Source organism: Acinetobacter sp. T_3_1 (genome assembly GCF_025377055.1).
Taxonomy (GTDB): domain Bacteria; phylum Pseudomonadota; class Gammaproteobacteria; order Pseudomonadales; family Moraxellaceae; genus Acinetobacter; species Acinetobacter kookii.
In genome coordinates this window covers 1-19,763 of the sequence record NZ_JACHVD010000013.1, presented here as the reverse complement: position 1 = coordinate 19,763, position 19,763 = coordinate 1, and the positions used below count along the sequence as shown (strand labels likewise).

Here is a 19,763-nt window from a genome sequence, read left to right as displayed (position 1 = left end):
CTCACAGTTTTTTAATTATTCAGGGTCGACTACAGAGAATAAACCGGTAGACAGATAACGGTCACCACGGTCACAGACGATGCAGACAATTACGGCACCCGGATTTTCTTCAGCCAGTTTAATGGAAGCCCACACGGCACCGCCTGATGAGGTTCCGGCACTGATGCCTTCTTTGCGCGCCAGTTGACGTGCGGTTTTTTCCGCTTCAATTTGCGGAATGTCCATAATGCGGTCAACCCGCTTAGGATCAAAAATGGTAGGTAGATATTCTTGTGGCCAACGACGGATACCGGCAATATTGGAACCTTCCGAAGGTTGCAAACCGACAATCTGAATATCCGGATTTTGTTCTTTTAGGTATTTGGAAATCCCCATAATTGTGCCTGTCGTTCCCATGGAACTGACGAAATGGGTAATTTTACCGCCGGTTTGCTGCCAGATTTCCGGACCGGTCGTCCGGTAATGGGCGTCCACATTGTCCGGGTTGCCAAACTGGTTTAAGACCAGTCCTTTTCCTTCTTCTTGCATTTGCAGCGCCATATCACGCGCCTGTTCCATATTCTCGGACTCGATCAGCTCGGCGCCATAAGCACGCATGGCATCTTTGCGTTCTTGACTTGAACCTGCAGGCATAATGAGTTTCATTTTATAGCCACGCATGGCAGCCACCATGGCCAAGGCAATTCCCGTATTTCCACTGGTCGCTTCAATCAATGTATCGCCTGGCTTGATTTGACCACGTTTTTCAGCCTGCATAATCATGTTGTACGCTGGGCGGTCTTTTACCGAACCTGCAGGATTGTTCCCTTCAAGTTTCGCCAATACTGTTGCTTGAGTGTGACTTGCCAGACGTTGTAAACGCACCAGAGGCGTTTTTCCTACATAGTGATCCAGTAAAAATTCGTCAGCTTGGAAATCAGGGGTGGTATTACTCATTATTTGCACCTATATCGAGGTGCGCCTATTGTATGGAAAAATGCTTCCTCCTGCACCCATTTAGCAGGCTTTTTATTGAAAGTGATTAAAGCACAGCCAGTTTTAAATAAAGCGTGCTAATATGCAAAGCATAGGGAATCAACTGCTTTAACCATGTCAAATATCAATAAAAAGTTATTTAAGCGTCTACACTTAAATCATGCTTATGGACAACTCATCGCCATGATTTTTGTCCCCATTATGGTTTTGGCATGTGTGGGGGCATTGCTGGTTTTATCCGAAACATCCAATGCCTCACGTGCGCAGCAACGTCAGATGGCTATTGCGATTGTGACCCGCTATCAGCTTACCGCCGAAGCTGCATTCGATCTGCTCAACCGCTATCCATGGCAATATGATCAGGCTCGTAATACCCTGCAAGTGATGCTGGATGAAAAACATCTCATTCGTGCCGCAATTATCGATCCCCAAGGCAGAAACCGTTTAAGTATTGGTTTTCAGGATCAGGAAGCTTGGCCCAAGATTGACGCTAAAGCCGATTTTGTCGGGCCTATCCTGCATAATCACAATCATATCTATGCCTTAAAAATTAATGAACATACCGATAACCCGGCCACACTGGTAATTGAGCTGGATAACCAGCCCCTGGAAATTGCCCACTACCGGGTCATGATTGTGCTGATTGCCACCGGCCTGCTGACGTTATTGCTGCTGTTACTGTGCCTGAATTTCTACTCACGGCGCTGGATTGCGCCAATGTACGAAATCCGGATGCAGTTACAGCGCCTGAATGCCGACACGCTTGATCAGCACATGGTGATTAACAGTACCGGGGAATTGCGCTTATTGCAGCGCGATATTGCCAACGTGGTGAAACGCCTGCACTTTAGCTTTCTGGAACTCAAAGAACATACCGAACAGACCGAAGATGATTTGCGCCGTACTTTAGATACCCTGGAAGTTCAGAACATTACCTATCGTCAGGCACGCGACCAGGCGATTTCAGCCAACCAGTCCAAGTCGGTGTTTCTGGCCAATATCAGCCATGAACTGCGTACTCCCTTGAACAGTATTGACGGTTTTATTCATTTATTGCTGCGCCAAGGCAACCTGAGCAATGAGCAGAACCTGTATTTGCAAACCATCCGTAAATCATCTGCGCATCTGCTGGCGCTGATTAATGACGTGCTGGATTTCTCCAAGATTGATGCCGGCAAGCTGGAACTGGAAACGGCCCCGTTTGACCTGGAAGAAGCCATTTTTGACGTGATGGATATGCTCTCGCCATTGGCTGCGCAAAAGCACATCGATATGGCATTCTATTATGCCGACAATGTGCCAACGCAAGTCATTGGCGATGCCTTACGCTTCAAGCAGATTCTGACCAACCTGATTTCCAATGCCATCAAATTTACCCCAGATGGCGAAATTATTGTCCGTACCCGCATGGAACATGATGACATTGGACAATGCCTGTTGCACTTTAGCGTGCAGGACAGCGGCATTGGCCTGAGCGGTACAGACCGGAAAAAACTGTTTGAATCCTTCTCGCAAGGTGATGCTTCGGTGACCCGTCAATTTGGTGGTACAGGACTTGGCCTGGCCATTTCCAAACAGCTAGTGCATTTGATGCAGGGCCAAATTGGCTTTGAAGACAACCAGGAGCGCGCACCGACCGAAAAAGGCTCGACCTTCTGGTTTACCGCCATGTTTGTGGTGGATGAAGACATTGAAATTGTGCATCCGCACTTTGAACAAATGCAGGTGGTTTCCTATTTGGCCCATCCTGCAACCGCCAACATTCTGCGCCATTATCTGGAAAATTATGGTGTGCATCATGTGGAAACCGGCTCGATTCTGGACCTGTTCAGCCAGCTGAATAAATTCCCGACCAACGATGAAAATACCTGGCTGATTGTCGACCATAGCGGCGATGGTGAAGCACTGCTGAAAGAAATCCGTCAACGCTACCACGGCAATATTGCCGTGTATGGCTATCAGATGGCGCTCGATCCAAACATGCTGAACGATTACCGCGCCCGTCCGCTGTATCAGCCTTTAAGCCGTAGCGCTTTAATTCAGTTACTCAGCAATCAGCCTATTTTCGAGCAAGACGTACATGAAGAATTTAATGGACAAGGTTTGCATGTACTGGCTGTGGATGACCATTTACCGAACCTGATTGTTCTGGAAGCACTGCTTGCAGAGCTGAATGTCACCACCACCAAGGCCTTAAGCGGTCAGGAAGCCATTGAAATTATTCAGCAGCGCATCGAGCAGGAGTTGCCGGCATTTGATTTGGTGTTTATGGATATTCAAATGCCAGTGATGTCCGGAATTGATACCACCCGTGCCATTCGCTCGCTAGAGTCGACCCTGGAGAATCATAAGCGCCTGCCGATTATTGCCCTGACTGCACATGCCTTGGCGGATGAAAAGCAGAAACTGTTGCAGGTCGGTATAGATGATTACGTCACCAAACCGATTCAGATGGAACAGATTATCCAGATTTTGACTCACTGGACCTCGGAAAGCTTTAAGAAAGCGAAAAGCGTAGAGAAATCCATTCTGATTGAAGCTCTCGATCCCAATATTCTGGATTGGCAACAAAGCCTGCAACTGGCGGCCAATAAAGAAGATCTGGCGCTCGATTTACTGAAAATGCTCACTGACAGCTTCCCGACCGAGCTGGAAGAAATGCAGCAATTAATCGAAATGGAAGATTTTCCGCAACTGGAACATGTGCTGCACCGCTTATATGGGGCGACCCGTTATGTGGGGGTGCCTCGCCTTCAGGAAGTCAGCGGTGGATTTGAACAGTTTGTTTCTTCCTTACGCAAGGAACGTCGCAAGGCGGATGAAGCCTTTATTCATGAAACCCTGAAACGCTTTGATGAGTTGCAGTCGGTCATTCAGCAGGTTGAACAGGCTTCACAGCAAATTTTAAACAGGCAAAGTATCTGATCATGGTCTAGCCGAGTTCTAGAAGCCACGTCTATGTTTAGATGTGACTCTGCTGTCATGTATCGCGGCATGTATCAGAGAAATACCCATGTTATGCTCAAAACCATATGAAAATACAGGTCTACCCCATGGCATTACTTCGCATAGAAAAAAACAATGGCATCGCAACCGTTTCCTTAAACCGTCCAGAAAAGCGTAATGCCATGAGCTTTGCTTTACTGCGCGAACTGGTCAATGCAGCCAGACAAATTAAAAAAGACCGCTCCATTCGCTGTGTCATTTTAACCGGCGAAGCGCATGTGTTTAGTGCCGGAATTGACCTGGCTGACTTAAATGCGCCGAAAAATACCGCTTACGCTGCTTGGGAACTGCTCAAACCGGGACAGAGCCTGTTTCAAAAAGCCTTTTTAATCTGGCAGGAACTGCCTGTACCTGTGATTGCTGCAATTGAAGGCTATTGCCTGGGTGCCGGCATGCAACTGGCACTGGCTGCGGATATCCGTATTGCCCACCCGGACACCAAAATGTCGATTATGGAAAGCCGCTGGGGACTGGTGCCGGACATGGGACTCAGCCGTTCGATTAAAGGCATTGTTAATGTCGACCTGGCCAAGGAACTGACCCTGACCGGGCGTATTTTCGATGCCAATTATGCCAAAGAGATAGGTCTGGTGACGCATCTGGATGCATCACCGATCAGCAAAGCCCAGTCAATTGCAGAAGAGATGTTGCAACGCTCCCCGGATGCATTGGCGGCCGCCAAACAGGTTCTTGATGCCATGGAACACGCACCGAGCAAATCGTTACGCCTGGAGAAAATCTGGCAACTCAAATTACTGTTAGGCAAAAACAGTAAACTGGCGCGTAAAAAAGACAAAAACCCGGAAGTTCAGTTTTTACCGCGTCAATATAAGTAAAATAGAGCCATAACAGGATCATTCAGAGAAAAACAGATGAGTTTTGATCGTAATACAAAAATCGCATTCCTAGGCATGGGTCTCATGGGCAGCCGCATGGCGACCCGGCTGATTCAGGCCGGTTTTGACGTGGGGGTATGGAACAGAACGGCATCCGCCTGTGATGTGCTGATTGATATGGGCGCTACGGCCCTAGACTTGCAAAATATTGGGCAATATCCGGTGATTCTGACCTGTCTGGCCGATGATGCTGCCGTACAGGCAGTGTTTGATCACATCCAGGGCCAACTCACTGCGGGTCAAGTGATTGTGGATTTCTCCAGTTTATCTGTGGATAAAACCAAAGCTTTGGCACAGCAGGCACAAAACCAGCAAGTGCAATGGATTGACTCGCCTGTTTCCGGGGGTACCGCAGGTGCCGAACAGGGCACACTGGTGATCTTTGCCGGTGGCGACACGCAAACCATTCAGGATTTATCGCTGATTTATAATGTGCTCTCGCAACGTGTGACGCGTATGGGCGAAACAGGTACCGGGCAAGCCACCAAAATCTGCAATCAGCTGATTGTTGCAGCAAACAGCACCTTGATTGCAGAAGCAGTAGCCTTAGCCAAACAGGCCGGGGTAGATACCACCTTGCTTGCCCCTGCGCTTGCCGGTGGTTTTGCCGACTCGAAACCGTTTCAGATCTTAAGCCCGCGTATGGCAACGCATACTTTTGAGCCGGTGCAATGGAAAGTACAAACCCTGTCCAAAGACCTGAATAATGCCATGCAGCTGGCTGAACAGTTCAATTTAAATATTCCTGTCGCAAAACAGGCTCTTTCACAATTGAAAACCCACCAAAATAACGGCTATGCTGAGGCTGACCTGGCAACTGTCATTCAACTGGTTGAATCTTGAGCAGACCATTTCTTAGCACGCAAGGAGTAACAGCATGATGAAGCTGGCGGTAAATTTATCCATGATTTTTACTGAAGTACCTTTGATTGAGCGCTTTGCTCTGGCGCGCGCGCACGGATTTCAGTATGTGGAAATTCAGTTTCCCTATGAACTCAGCATTGAACAGATTCAGACTCAACTGACCCTGCATGATCTTGGCTTGTGCCTGATTAATGTACCTGCAGGTGACCTGATGCAAGGCGGCAATGGGCTGGCTGGCGTACCGGGTCAAGAAATTGAATTTCATCGTGCCCTGGAAAAGGCCATTGAATATGCCACCGCACTGAATGTATCCAGTGTGAATATTTTGGCCGGCAAGCAACCCCTCGATTCAGATTTGTTGCCTTGCTTAAATACACTGGCAAAAAATTTAAAACTGGCCTGTTCCATGTTTGCTGTACACAACATCCAGCCGGTGTTTGAAATGATTAATGGCACCGACATGCCGCGCTTTCTGGTACAGAATATTGCCCAAGCCCAAGAGATGCTGGAAGCTGTACGGCACCCTGCGCTGAAAATGCAATATGACTGCTATCACATGGCGATGATGGGTGAAGATGTGCTGCAAGGCTTAAAGGAAAATATTCAGGATATTGGGCATATCCAGTTTGCAGACTGCCCGGGACGTCATCAGCCTGATACTGCACAAATTCCATACGCAGACATTTTTCAATGGTTAAGCCAAAGTCCCTATACGGGTTTCACCGCGGCAGAATACAAGCCCCAAGCGCATTCCAGCCATTCCTTTGCCTGGAAAGATAAATATTTTGCAAAACATCCACAAAGTTAAATTATGAACAGATTTGAAATTTAGCCCCAAAACCGCTATATTACACAGTGAGATATTGTCCGGAAATTAAACCTTTTATGAATTTAGAACCATCGCCCAGCGCTTCTAATTCTCTCGAACACGCAATGAATGCTCATGCTAAAGATGTACAAGCTTGCTTAAAAGTTGTACATGAAGCCCTCTTAGATGTAAAAGCAAAAGATATTCTAGAACTTGATGTCAGCTCAATCAGCAATGTGGCAGATGCCATGGTCATTGCGAGCGGTACATCAACCCGTCACATTAAAGCCCTTGCAGACAATGTTGCTGAAGAAGCACGTAAAGCAGGTTTCCGCCCTCTCGGCGTTGAAGGTGAACGTGATGCCGAATGGATCCTCATCGATCTTGGTTTTGTTGTCGTTCACGTCATGCTTCCAACAGCGCGTAAATTTTACGATCTGGAAAGCTTATGGCGCGCAACTCCAGAATCAGTAGCCTAAATTAAAAAAGCGACCTTCAGGTCGCTTTTTTTGTGCTGCTGTTTTGGGGATGCCCAGCCTGAACTTTAGACCGAACATCCACTTCATCAAGATTGATCCGCTATAATAAGTGATGTAAATCCACGGATGGATATTTGCTCTTGATGTCCATTTTCACCCGTGCATAGACCTGATCGGCCTTGCTTGGGCCATAGAATTCGCAATAGCATTCATAGGATGCAGTAATCACCTGAGCATAACTGGTGAGCGGCAAACATTCCGTAAAAGCAGCATCATTCAGATTCGCGGATTGCTGAATGGCAATGCCTAGGGCTTGGACATGATTTTTCACTTCCGCATTAAAATCATTCAGATCAGCGGTAGCTACTGTCTGCACCACCCCATTGATCAAATCAAAAAAAGCATCGGAAAAATCGGCTGAAATCGGCACCTCTGTCAGCACTTCCGTTTGCACTTTCGGCTTGGTATCCAGTAGTACCTGTTTTTCAACCGCCGACATTTCGCATAACACCTGTTTCAACATTTCTTTGCGCTGAACACGCAACTCATCGGTATTGCAAATATCATTCATAAAACGGTTGAGTACAAATGAAGGCTTGTCACCATACTCCTGTTCCCAGTAATTCAATACCCGTTCCAGTACAGTTCCTTGCAAATAATGGCTTAAACCGCGCTCAATTGCCTGTTTCTTTTGCATTACAGTGAGTAATTCATTTGGCATAGCTAAACTCCCCTTCTTGGTTCAGTGGCGTCTGGTAATATCATCTGTTTCAAAAGTCACATCGCGCTGAAATTCAGGATAAGACAGCTCGGCATGTTCGGTATAATCCAAACCGCGCTGTTCATGTTGCGTGCCGACACGCAAACTCCCCAGCATTTTCTTTAGCACTTTAAAGGTAATCATCGCGATTCCAAATCCCCAGGCAAATGCTGCCAGTACCCCTAGCACCTGAATGGAAACAATTTGTGAGTTGAACATATCGGCTTCAAAAAACAGGCCTGCAGCCACTGTTCCCCACGCCCCGCAAAAACCGTGTACCGTCACTGCATCCACGACATCATCCAGTTTTAATTTTTCCATTAAGACCGGCAAGGTACTTACTAGCAAACCTGCAATGGCACCGGTAATGACGGCAAAAAGTGGCGACATGGTTGCACAACCTGCCGTAATACCCACCAAACCGCCCAATGAAGCATTAATGGTGGTCTTCATCAGGATTGCCTTGCCACGAACCAAGGCATACAACATATAAGACACTGCAGCAGCACAAGCGGCCAGATGGGTATTTAAAGCAATACGGCCAATACTGACATTGGCATTCACCGTTGATGCCGCATTAAAACCAAACCATGCAAACCACAAGATAAAACCACCCAAGGCTACCAAGGGCAAGTTATGTCCCGCTAAAAAATGACTTTGCCCATTACGACCAAAACGTCCCAAGCGCGGCCCCAAAACAATGATTCCGGCCAAAGCGACCCAACCACCGATGGAATGCACCACGGTTGAACCGGCGAAGTCGATAAACCCCAAGGCCTTTAACCAGCCTGTACCCTCAAAAATACTGCCCCATGCCCAACTACCAAAGACAGGATAAATAAGGCCACTGACCACGGCAGCAACGACAATATAAGCGACAAAGTGAATACGCTCCGCCATGGCACCACTGGCAATTGTGGTTGCAGTAGCGGCAAACATCATTTGAAAGAACAGCAGATTCCAATGCCAGCCATCCATGTTATCGGGTGCAAAATGACTGGTGCCAATCCAGCCCGAAGCGTTCATGCCGAACATCAGCCCAAAGCCCACCAACCAGAAGACCAATCCCCCCAGACAAGCATCCATATAGTTTTTCATTAATACGTTAACGGTATTCTTGCTGCGTACAGAGCCACTTTCTACCATTGCAAAACCGGCCTGCATCAAGAACACCAGAATCCCGCCGATGACCACCCAAACGCTGTCGAGTGATAAACGTATTTCTTGAATATTGGCTGTGTTTGTCGCAGCTTCACTTGCAAATGCAGGTAGTGAACAGACGCATAACAGCAATACTAGACACTTTATTATTTTCATGAACAGTCCCCCTAAAACTGAATCACAAAAATGCAAAAGAAATGCCAGATTATCGAGATTTATCTTTTTATTTAAAAAGGCCGGCAAATGCCGGTCTTAGCACAACTTAATTTCTAAAAATATCACTAATCAGCAATATCTATTTAGAAATAAACAGTTAATTGCCATTTTATAAAGCATTTTTGTAATATCGCTTGATCAGACAGCACCAAATAAAACAAGAAACCATATCCTTATAAAAATGTATCCTGCTCTATTCTTCAATTTAATTATTGAAAAGTCATATATTCTAGAAACAAAAAACCACCCGAAGGTGGTTTTAATCTCCCTAAATCCCTCTTTATGAAAGAGGAACTTTTGAAGCGTGGATTTAGTGACCGCCGCCGTTAATGGCTTTAGTCATATCTTCCACAACTTTCTTGGCATCACCGAAAATCATCATGGTTTTTTCATTATAGAACAAGTCATTGTCCAGACCTGCATAACCGGTTGCCATAGAACGCTTGATCACCATAATGGTACGCGCCTTATGTGCTTCAAGAATCGGCATACCATAAATTGGTGAACTTGGATCATCTTTCGCTGCCGGGTTGACGACGTCGTTTGCACCAATGACCAACACCACATCAGTTGCCGGGAAGTCAGAGTTGATTTCATCCATTTCCAGAATGTCTTCATAAGCCACGTCAGCTTCAGCAAGCAATACGTTCATGTGACCAGGCATACGACCTGCAACCGGGTGAATTGCAAAGCGTACTTTAACGCCTTGTTCTTTCAGGATTTCACACAGTTCTTTTACGGCATTTTGTGCACGGCCTTGAGCCATACCATAACCCGGAACAATCACTACGCTGTCTGCATTTGACATCAGGAAGCCTGCATCATCTGCTGAACCTGAGCGGTGGTTACGCTGAACCTGCTCGCCCTTGTCACCAGAAGCCACTGCTGCACCACCCATTGCACCACCAAACAATACGTTGATGATTGAACGGTTCATGGCTTTACACATGATGTAAGACAGAATTGCACCTGAAGAACCTACCAGGGAACCGGCAACAATCAGCATATTGTTTTCTAAAGTGAAACCAATACCTGCTGCAGCCCAGCCAGAGAATGAGTTCAACAGTGACACCACAACCGGCATATCGCCACCACCGACCGGTGCAATCCATACCCAGCCAAATGCAAGTGCAAGTGCAGTCATTACCCAGAAAGATGTCATGTCGCCGGTTAAGAAGAAGTTGATACCACAACCAAGCATTGCCAGGAAAATAATCGCCTGTACCGGCTTAACCCAGCCACCCGAAATGGTTTTCGCCCATTTCTTCGCAGCCAGTTTACCGTAAGCAAATACGGAAGCTGTAAAGGTGATTGCACCCACGAAACAACCCACGAACAATTCAAATAAATGAACGCTGCTCATATGTGCATGCTGAACACCAGCTGCTGTTAACGCCGCTTCATTCTGTGCAAATAGGGCAGTTAACTGGTTGTTATGCAAAATCGCGGCAATGGCAATCAATACCGCAGCCAAACCAACCAATGAGTGCATCAAAGCAACAGTTTCTGGCATTTGCGTCATCGGTACGGTACGTGCACGGGCAATACCCACAACAGCACCAAGAACCATTGCACCGACAATCATCCAGATCACAGGATGTTCAGCCACAAAGAAAGTCGTGATCACGGCAATCGCCATTGCGATCATACCGTAACGGTTACCGGCAATTGCAGTCTTTGGACCCGACAAGCCGCGCAGGGTCAAGATAAAAAGAATGGCACCGATCAAATAGAACCAATTGGCATATTCTCGAATAAATTCCATTGATTAGCCCTCTTTTTTCTTTTGCTTTGGCTTAAACATTTCAAGCATACGTGCAGTCACGGCAAAACCACCGAAAATGTTGATACTTGCCAGGAACACTGCAACCGCGCCTAAAATGCTCACGATGTTTACGCTTTGAAAAGCCACGTTGGCATCGACACCAATCACTGGCAAGCCTACGGTTTGAATCATTGCACCAACGATAATGATCGAAGACAATGCATTGGTTACCGCCATAAGTGGCGTATGTAAAGCAGGTGTTACGCCCCAAACCACGTAGTAACCTACAAAGATGGCAAGGACGAAAATTGTAATCGTTTCAACCATGATGACTCTCCTTAACCACGCTTCAGCAGTACTTGACCGCCATGAGTTACCAGAAGGGCTTTTTGAATTTCCTCTTCCGGATTGATGGCAAAGTTTTTCTCTGCATCAAACAGGGTATCGAGGAAATTAAAGACGTTACGTGCATACAGTGCTGAAGCTTCAGTCGCAACTGTAGAAGGAATATTTGGAATACCCAAAATGGTCACGCCATTATCCGTCACGACATTTTCACCGCATTTGGAACCTTCCACGTTACCGCCAGACTCAACCGCCATATCCAGAATGATTGAACCCGGTTTCATTTTGGCCACTGTTTCAGCACGAATTAAACGCGGTGCATCACGGCCCGGCAACAGTGCAGTGGTAATCACGATATCGGCATTGGAAACGGCTTTATCGACAATGACCGCCTGGTCTTTGATGTATTGCTCACCTGGCATCCATCCATAACCATTTTTAGCAGCGTCAGCAGCTTTCTGCTTTTCTTCATCCGACATTGGCACATCGAGCCATTTACCGCCAAGCGATTCGACCTGGTCACGTGCAGTTGGACGTAAATCGGTTGCTTCAACCACAGCACCTAAACGTTTTGCAGTTGCAATCGCTTGCAGACCGGCAACACCTACACCCATAATCACCACACGGGCCGGTTTTACCGTACCGGCAGCCGTCATGAGCATAGGGAACATGCGTTGATATTCTGCTGCCGCCAAAAGTACCGATTTATAACCGGCCAAGTTAGCTTGAGAAGACAGCACGTCCATGTTTTGGGCACGAGACAGCGTACGCGGCAAAAGCTCTAATGCAAATGCAGAAACCTGCTGCGCTGCAAACTGATCCAGCTCAGTGTTGCGATACGGGTCAAACATCGCAATGACTGCGGTATTTGGCGCAAGTTTTTGAATTTCTTCGCCTTGAGGGGCACGAACTTTCAAAATAATCTGACTGCCGGTATAGGCATCATCCGTAATTTTGGCACCGACCTGTTCATAGGCACTGTCAATATAAGCGGCTTTTACCCCTGCTCTACGTTCAATGACTACAGTATGACCAGCACTGATCAACTTCTTGACTGTTTCTGGCGTTGCCGCCACACGATTTTCACCGACAACAGTTTCGGTTGGGATTCCGATCTGCATGAGCGTTCCTCAAGCTAATTTTTCTTAAGTAAACATCGCCGTAAGCAATGTTTCCCCCTAGATGCGTTTTTGTTGAATTTTTGGATTCTAATTGAACTTTTTTAAATTACCACCCAATATTTATTTAATAAATACCCATATTTTGAACTGGTGATTCATAAAAATAATCATACGATATATCATTTATAGGTTTAGCATTTATTTCAGCTGTGCTGAATGACTTTAACTACCACGCTCAATATTTAATGTTTGGCTTTACTTAAGTGCCTGGGCCGAAGCTGCCCTACCTGACCAAAATCCGAGATTGATCTTTCTGACAATACAGCCTTGCTGGCTTGAATTTATTTCTTCCCTCAAATTGCCTGATTTATTTATAAAATTATTAAAATTAAATGGTTTTTTTTATTCATTGACTCTGGTGACATCTGAAAGGCTTTTGTTGTCTTGAAAAATATCCGTCACTGAAAAACTCGTGCTGCGACGATTGCATATTTTTACAACACTAAAAAATAGATAATTTTCTTATTTTTATGCTTTTTTTGCTCTTTTATGTTTATTCGTCCTAAGTCTAATCCGATTCAAAATTTAATAAATATTTTTTTCATCGTCATTTCGCATGATGATGTTTTAAATTTAATCAGCGGGTTGCGCGTATTTATTGCACCCATTTGGTGCAAATAATCGACTTTTAGGCTGATTTCCGACTTTTCATTCACAAATTCACTGATCTTTAGCCTAACAAACCCTTGGCAGAAGTATTGTCCGGATAAAATTTATTCAAGACTGATTGCCCGGATTTCTAACTTTCGCAGAAAATTGTAGCGACGGATAAAAATCAGCCTGAGTTTAGCGATCAATTATTCCATACAGGAATCATCACCATCATATTTTTGCATTTAACCTGGGCGGCCAAAAACTTTATAATTCACATTTAGTTCCTGATTGCTCTGATCAGCAACCCTCATCAAGTAGATAAAATGAAACTGAGTCTAACCAAAACACAACTGGGTTCATTGTTTGCGATCTGTGCTGCTTTCCTGTTTAGTACCAAAGCCATTTTTATTAAGCAAACCTATGCCCTGTCACCTCTGGTTGATGGCACAGTGTTAATGGCTTTGCGTATGGCCAGCGCCTTACCGTTTTTTTTGCTGCTGTGCTGGTTCAACCGTCATCACAATAAAGCGCTGGCAGCGAAAGACTGGGGTTTATTGATTGTTGCAGGGCTAATAGGTTACTACTTTTCAAGCTGGCTGGATTTTGTCGGTCTGATGTATATCAGTGCCTCTCTGGAACGGATTATTCTCTTTCTTTATCCGACCCTGACCGTTTTGGCTTCCAGCGTGATCTATAAACAACGCTTGAGCCTAAAAAGCCTGTTTGCTATCGCTTTAAGTTATGGCGGTACGGTTATTGTGATGTTGCAGGAACAAAGTAATGTCCCTCATGAAGGTCATTTCTGGCTGGGAGCAAGTCTGGTCTTTGCCAGTGCAGTATGTTTTGCTGCCTACTTACTGCTGACCCCACGCCTGATTCAACGGTTTGGTTCATGGAATTTTACCGGTTTGGCCCTGAGTATTGCCTGTATCGGCACCTTAACCCACTATTTTGTTGCCACACCACACCCCCTGAACTTACTGTCCCAGCTTCCTTCCAGTGTAATCTGGTATGGAGTCGCTTTAGGCTTTCTGGTCACCGTATTGCCCACCATCCTGATGGCGCAAAGCATTGCCCGGCTGGGTGCTGCACAGTCTGCCATGATTGCTTCGATCGGGCCAATTCTGACCATTATTTTGGCCACCATTTTTCTGGGTGAGCATCTAAATGCCATTCAATGGCTGGGCTGTATGCTCAATATTGTTGGCGTCATGATGATTACCCTGTCAAAAAAGAAATTCTCACATTAATTTTTTTAGTCTGATTCAAGCCTTGTGCCACCTAAAAGGTGCGGCTTTTTAAATAGCCACAGGACACCGAATAAAGACCGCTTTTCCCGTATATTTGTACGTCCAGACTGTTAGCGCTTGCTATACTCTGCAGGTACATCGCAATGCCGGCAAACTTTGCCTGCCTGAAACAAAACAAGGACGGTTATGAAAACTTCTCTCGACATCAGCCAGGATAAATCTTTGCTCTGGCTGATGGCCATAGCCTGTGGTCTGTGTGCGGGAGCCAACTATTATTGCCAGCCTTTAATCCATTCCATCCAGCAATATTTTCATGTTCCTGAATCACAAGTTGCCTTAACCGTGACGTTTGCCCAGGTATCCTATGCACTGGGCTTGCTGTTTATTGTTCCAATGGGTGACATTGTCAATAAAACCAAATTCATTCCTTTACTGATGATCATGGCGGCCATCGGTTTATTTCTATGTGCTTTTGCCGTCAACTTACCCATGCTTTGGCTGGGAACCATGATTACGGGACTATTTTCAGTTGCGGCACAAGTCCTGATTCCCCTAGCCACCATGGCCGTCAAACCGGAAAAAACCGGTGAAGTGGTAGGTTTCCTGATGAGCGGACTGCTGGTCGGACTGCTGCTATCCACCAGTCTTGCGGGTTTAATGTCTAACCTGTTCAACTGGAAACTGATCTATATGCTCAGTGCGGTATTGATGCTGATTTTGGCTTTTCTACTCAAAGCTAGACTGCCACACATACCCATATTAAAAATGAGCTATGCGCAAATTTTTAAATCCATGGCAATTTTACTGAAACAGGAGCCGCGTTTAGGATTTCGTTCCTTGATTGGCGGTTTTGTATTTGCTGCCATGAGTACCCTGTTTTCGACCATTGCCGTTTTGCTGACCTCATCCCCGTTTTATCTCTCTGATGTGCTGGTCGGTGTTGTAACTTTGGTGGGGGTATTCGGTGCATTGTCTACGTCTAAAATTGGCAAAATTGCCGATCAGGGCCATACTCAATCCCTCACCTGGATAGGTCTGTTCACCCTGATTGTGAGCTGGATTTTTCTTTATTTCGGTGGGCAATCTCTGCCAAGCTATATTTTGGGTTACGGCGTCATCAGCCTGGGTCTGACCATTGTGCACACCAGTAATCAAAATATTATTTTCCGTTTACGTCCAGATGCCAAATCACGGATCAATTCTATTTATATGACCTCTTACTTTATTGGTGGGGCGTGCGGTTCCGCATGGGGCGTTTATTCATGGCATCATGGTGGCTGGAGCATGACCTGTCTGGCAGGATTGAGTCTGGTGCTCTGCGCTGCCTTTTTTGCCTTTCTGGATATGCGCTATCACTCTGCTGCCTCCACTTAGGCATAAAAAACTGGCAAATAAAGAATTTTCTGCCCGACTCGGCTGATTGCAAAATAGAATTTAACAAACTTGTACGACGGGATAAAACGGTTTGCCCAAATCCAGACTATGCGCATTTTCTAGCAGCACAAAGATAAAGGTCGGTAACAAGGCGGCCAGAATATTACAGGCATCCTGCAATTGCCGGCGATTGACCGAACTGTTATAAGTGGCACCGCCATGAATGATCTGATTGCGCAAGGTATAAAGACGATTAAAAACAATAAATAAAATATCTACTGAGGCCTTTTCCTGTAAGGCTTTTTGGACTTTTTTCTTCTCCTGTTCAAAATCTTCTTTCCAGCTGTGCTGGCTGATTTTTTGATTCTGATAATCCCAGAACTCCTGATACACATAGGGATTTTCTAGAAGCAGACGGATGGGTTGGCTAAATTTATCCCAAAGCACATGATAAATTTTATGTTCTCGATCTTTCTGACAAATTAAATATAAAAACTGCCTGAATGTCTGCTTGTCCTGATTGAAGACAATATCTTGCGCATAAATGGCATTAAATGAAATCCACAGGCTCATGAATTTAAGATCAAGGTCGCTATCGAGTTCGAGTGATTTTTTTAACCAGCTTAAGCCGCGATGGATTCTCAAGTTGAAATAATCTGAATGCTCTGCCTTTTTACTTTTAAAAACTTCTTCCAAAATGAACATTTATATTTTCTCTATCCATTATTCTTTTCTTTATAAGAACATACTGAATTCGAGAAATTTCCACAATATAATCAAAGCACTCAATATTCATTTTTTAATGAATAATCAGTACATTTGAGCCTGTTGCATTTTTTGTTTCTTCTCTTGTCTTGGGGCTTTAAGCAGACAGCAGATATAAACCGTGCTTCGGTCGTGCTGATAACGGATTGGATAAATTGTTTTCCTTATATTTTAAGTCAAATTGTTATGTTACGAAGTTCAAGAATAAAGCGTTATAATTTAAGTCAGGAATAAAGATTCACTAAACTTTTACACTAATTATTTAATTTGCTCTACTGAGCAAACAACAGCAACACAATTATCATGAATCTTTGATAGCAATCAGAGTCAAGATCTAATTACTCATTTTTATATGATCAATCTTCTATAAATAATAATTTATGGAAATAAACTGTACCGAGATTGTCGAAAACCCACTTTCCAGAAAAGAATGTCGCGATGACAAAATCAAAATAGACACCTAAAATTAAAGAGCGTACGGTACACTTAGTTAGTGAATGCGAGAATATCCATCAACATGCTGGGCTACAATTACTGCACTCGCTTAAGTTCGAATGTACTCTTGTAGTACTTCTACCTTGATAAAAAAAAGTATCCAGATCAACAAAAATCAATTACTGTCTGATCAACAATGCATCTCAACTTAAATATGAGAACAAAAAACTGTAACAGGTAAATGAAATTCTTCGTAACGCTGCAGCTTTTTTCGCCTAGGCAGAGTTTGACTATCCACAGCAATAATAATTAATTTCATTCAGAAAAACAAAATGCTCAATGGTGTTGAAGCTATCTGAAACTCTTGCTGATTGCACCCTTACGAAACAATGCTTTTCATAGCTTAAATTCTGATTTATAAAGATCTGCTTTAACTTTTAAATATTTATACATCCAAAATCATGAAAAATTTTATATAATTTAACTCGCCCAACTTAAAAAAAAGCAATAGAATAAACTTAAATCTTTTAATTCGTTAAATATATAATATGGGTTTAAATATTGATATTTCTGTAATAACACCAGCCTACAATGCTGAAAAATTTATTACCAGAACATATAATTCTCTTAAAAATCAAAAATTTAAAAAATTTGAATGGATTGTTATTAATGATTACTCCAATGATAGAACTGAAGAATTGATAAAAAAATTTATTACTGAAGCACATTTTAAAATTATCTTAATTAATAACATTGAAAATGTTGGTGTGGCAAAAAGTCGAAATAATGGATTAGATTTAGCAACAGGAGAATATATTTGCTTTCTTGATGCTGATGATTTTTGGTCAGAAGAAAAATTATTGGTACAGCTTCAATATATGAATGAAAATAAATGTTCAATCAGTTATATGGATTACCGGCACGTAGATTATAAAGGCGAGTTTATCAAAGATATCATTACCCCCATAGAATGTAATCGAAACCATCTATTAAAATCTAACTGCATTGGAACATTAACTTGCATGGTTAGTAAAGAGCTAATTAAAGATAGGAGATTTATAAAACATGGACACGAAGATTATATATTCTGGCTTGAATTACTATCAAGCACAGAAAAAGCTGTTAAAGTTATTACTGAAAAACCTTTATGCAACTATACCATATCAAAAAATTCCCTCTCAGGAAAAAAAATAAAATCAGCGCAATGGCAATGGAAAATTTATAGAAATATTTTACAAATAAATCTAATTAAATCTTGTTATTATTTTACTCATTATGCCGTTAAAGGACTATTAAAGCATAAAATTTAGTCATGCATTATGAGAAAAATAAATTGGCTTGATAGACAGCTTTGTTAGATTAAAAATTTTAGTTTATCCAGGAATCCATAATTATTTATAAGTAAATTTAACTAGAACAATTTGTTAATGGGAACCTAATAAAAAAAATTAGGTATAATTATTAACACCATAAGCTCTCATTAATATTTTATTAAAAACAATTATTTATTCTTGTTAAAATTTATTATTTCAATTTATTAAGCATAATTCCAAAAAAATAATAAATTTGTAGAAAAAATAGACTTTATAAGAAAGTCTATTTACAATTGAAAAATTTCTCTTTTTAGTAATGATATGCTATTTTTCATTAGATCATATATACCTGACTTTGATGGTAAAATTCAAAAATACTTTAATGTTCTAGACACTTTAGAGGTTTCTTATCGTTTTATTGGTTGGGATCGTATAGGTGAAAGTAAAAACAATGATAAAAATATTCTTTTTGAAAAAAAGGGTTATATAGGCGGAGGTCTAAAAAATTTTTTCAACCTTATTCTCTGGAATATTTTTATTTTTATTACTTTATGTAAACATCATAAAAAAATTAATATAGTTCAAGCTATTGATTTGGATACCGCATTTACAGCATTTATCTTTTGTAAATTTTTTTCTAAAAAAATGATTTTTGATATTTATGATAAATATACAGATACGCATGGGATAAATGGGAAATTTAAGAAAATTTTAGATAAAATTGAAAACTATCTCATAAAACAAAGTGACTTATGTATTTTAGCGGATGAAATAAGAAAAAAACAACATAGTGTTGATTCGAAAAATATTATTATAATAGAAAACGTACCAAGAGATACGAACCTACCGAATTTAAATTCAGATATTCAAGATAACTCAAAAATTAAAATTGGTTATTTTGGAGTCTTAGAGAAAAAATATCGAGGAATTGAACATCTGGTAAACTCAATAGCTAAAAGAAATAATTTAGAACTTCATATTATAGGCTATGGTCCTTTAGCTGACTTTATAAGTAATCAGCCCAATAAAAATATCATATTTTATGGTTCTGCTTCATTAAGAGAAGGACTTTCCATTATGTCTAAAATGGATATTATAGTAGGTATGTATTATAAAGATATATTAAATCATTTATATGCAGCACCAAATAAATATTATGAACACTTAATGCTAGGTAAAGCTTTTCTTACCACTAAAGACATTCCTCCAGGTATAAAAACTGAAAAATTTAATACAGGTTGGTCTATCTCTGAAGGAGAAGATAGTTTAAATGATTTCTTTGATAGTTTAATTAATAAAGAGCTGATAAAAATAAAATCAATCAATGCAAAAAAATTATGGGAAAACCACTATAAAAATTATTATGAAAACGTATATTTAGATTCATATGGAAAAATCATAAAAAATTTAAATATTAGTTAAGGTTAGGCAATATTTTTTAGTACTTAGATTAGCATTTGAAGTGCAACACCATGTTGTTGCCATAATACCTGACTCGGACTTTTAAAGCCGAGTCTTTTTCTTGGGCGATGATTCAAACGTTGAGTGATTTCTGCAATATATTCATCCGTATAGG

16 protein-coding genes are annotated in these 19,763 nt (G+C 42.4%); 9 read left to right on the top strand and 7 right to left on the bottom strand.

Going from position 1 to position 19,763, the window contains the following annotated elements; genetic code table 11:
* Positions 1–15 precede the first annotated feature (15 nt).
* Positions 16–936: a cysteine synthase CysM gene (gene cysM / locus H4I94_RS11970; protein ID WP_092820291.1), complete on the bottom strand. Its 921-nt coding sequence runs from the start codon at positions 934–936 to the stop codon at positions 16–18.
* A 153-nt stretch (positions 937–1,089) separates the two neighbouring features.
* Between cysM and H4I94_RS11965 the strand changes: the two genes are divergently transcribed.
* The 5 genes from H4I94_RS11965 to rsfS all read left to right on the top strand — a co-directional run bounded on the left by H4I94_RS11965 (position 1,090) and on the right by rsfS (position 7,028).
* Positions 1,090–3,900 (top strand): ATP-binding protein, encoded by a 2,811-nt coding sequence (locus H4I94_RS11965; RefSeq protein WP_261183232.1) that lies wholly within the window; start codon positions 1,090–1,092, stop codon positions 3,898–3,900.
* Between the two features lie 128 nt (positions 3,901–4,028).
* A complete protein-coding gene (locus H4I94_RS11960) occupies positions 4,029–4,817 on the top strand; it encodes a crotonase/enoyl-CoA hydratase family protein (RefSeq protein ID WP_261183231.1) in 789 nt (262 codons plus the stop codon).
* 36 nt (positions 4,818–4,853) lie between these two features.
* Positions 4,854–5,720 (top strand): NAD(P)-dependent oxidoreductase, encoded by an 867-nt coding sequence (locus H4I94_RS11955; protein WP_261183230.1) that lies wholly within the window; start codon positions 4,854–4,856, stop codon positions 5,718–5,720.
* Between the two features lie 34 nt (positions 5,721–5,754).
* A complete protein-coding gene (locus tag H4I94_RS11950; RefSeq protein WP_092820287.1) occupies positions 5,755–6,549 on the top strand; it encodes a hydroxypyruvate isomerase family protein in 795 nt (264 codons plus the stop codon).
* Positions 6,550–6,626: 77 nt separating this feature from the next.
* Positions 6,627–7,028, top strand: coding sequence for a ribosome silencing factor (rsfS, locus tag H4I94_RS11945; protein WP_092820286.1), 402 nt, complete (start codon positions 6,627–6,629; stop codon positions 7,026–7,028).
* Between the two features lie 100 nt (positions 7,029–7,128).
* On the opposite strand, the gene H4I94_RS11940 is transcribed toward rsfS, so the two are convergent.
* The 5 genes from H4I94_RS11940 to H4I94_RS11920 form a co-directional block, all read right to left on the bottom strand.
* Positions 7,129–7,749, bottom strand: coding sequence for a hypothetical protein (locus H4I94_RS11940; RefSeq protein ID WP_261183229.1), 621 nt, complete (start codon positions 7,747–7,749; stop codon positions 7,129–7,131).
* 21 nt (positions 7,750–7,770) lie between these two features.
* Positions 7,771–9,105: an ammonium transporter gene (locus H4I94_RS11935; protein ID WP_261183228.1), complete on the bottom strand. Its 1,335-nt coding sequence runs from the start codon at positions 9,103–9,105 to the stop codon at positions 7,771–7,773.
* A 370-nt stretch (positions 9,106–9,475) separates the two neighbouring features.
* The gene (locus H4I94_RS11930) at positions 9,476–10,930 is read right to left on the bottom strand and encodes an NAD(P)(+) transhydrogenase (Re/Si-specific) subunit beta (protein WP_261183227.1); all 1,455 of its coding nucleotides are present in this window, start codon (positions 10,928–10,930) and stop codon (positions 9,476–9,478) included.
* Positions 10,931–10,933: 3 nt separating this feature from the next.
* Positions 10,934–11,257: a proton-translocating transhydrogenase family protein gene (locus tag H4I94_RS11925; RefSeq protein WP_092820282.1), complete on the bottom strand. Its 324-nt coding sequence runs from the start codon at positions 11,255–11,257 to the stop codon at positions 10,934–10,936.
* 11 nt (positions 11,258–11,268) lie between these two features.
* The gene (locus H4I94_RS11920; RefSeq protein WP_092820281.1) at positions 11,269–12,396 is read right to left on the bottom strand and encodes a Re/Si-specific NAD(P)(+) transhydrogenase subunit alpha; all 1,128 of its coding nucleotides are present in this window, start codon (positions 12,394–12,396) and stop codon (positions 11,269–11,271) included.
* A gap of 977 nt (positions 12,397–13,373) precedes the next feature.
* Between H4I94_RS11920 and H4I94_RS11915 the strand changes: the two genes are divergently transcribed.
* Together H4I94_RS11915 and H4I94_RS11910 are read left to right on the top strand one after the other, a co-directional pair.
* A complete protein-coding gene (locus tag H4I94_RS11915; RefSeq protein ID WP_261183226.1) occupies positions 13,374–14,300 on the top strand; it encodes a DMT family transporter in 927 nt (308 codons plus the stop codon).
* A gap of 186 nt (positions 14,301–14,486) precedes the next feature.
* A complete protein-coding gene (locus H4I94_RS11910; RefSeq protein WP_261183225.1) occupies positions 14,487–15,674 on the top strand; it encodes an MFS transporter in 1,188 nt (395 codons plus the stop codon).
* 60 nt (positions 15,675–15,734) lie between these two features.
* Here the strand turns inward: H4I94_RS11910 and H4I94_RS11905 are convergent, their stop codons facing one another.
* Positions 15,735–16,379: a HEPN domain-containing protein gene (locus H4I94_RS11905; RefSeq protein WP_261183224.1), complete on the bottom strand. Its 645-nt coding sequence runs from the start codon at positions 16,377–16,379 to the stop codon at positions 15,735–15,737.
* A gap of 1,043 nt (positions 16,380–17,422) precedes the next feature.
* Between H4I94_RS11905 and H4I94_RS11900 the strand changes: the two genes are divergently transcribed.
* The gene (locus H4I94_RS11900; RefSeq protein WP_261183223.1) at positions 17,423–18,184 is read left to right on the top strand and encodes a glycosyltransferase family 2 protein; all 762 of its coding nucleotides are present in this window, start codon (positions 17,423–17,425) and stop codon (positions 18,182–18,184) included.
* A gap of 324 nt (positions 18,185–18,508) precedes the next feature.
* Positions 18,509–19,609, top strand: a complete 1,101-nt coding sequence (locus tag H4I94_RS11895) for a hypothetical protein (RefSeq protein ID WP_261183222.1) — start codon at positions 18,509–18,511, stop codon at positions 19,607–19,609.
* Positions 19,610–19,763 lie beyond the last annotated feature (154 nt).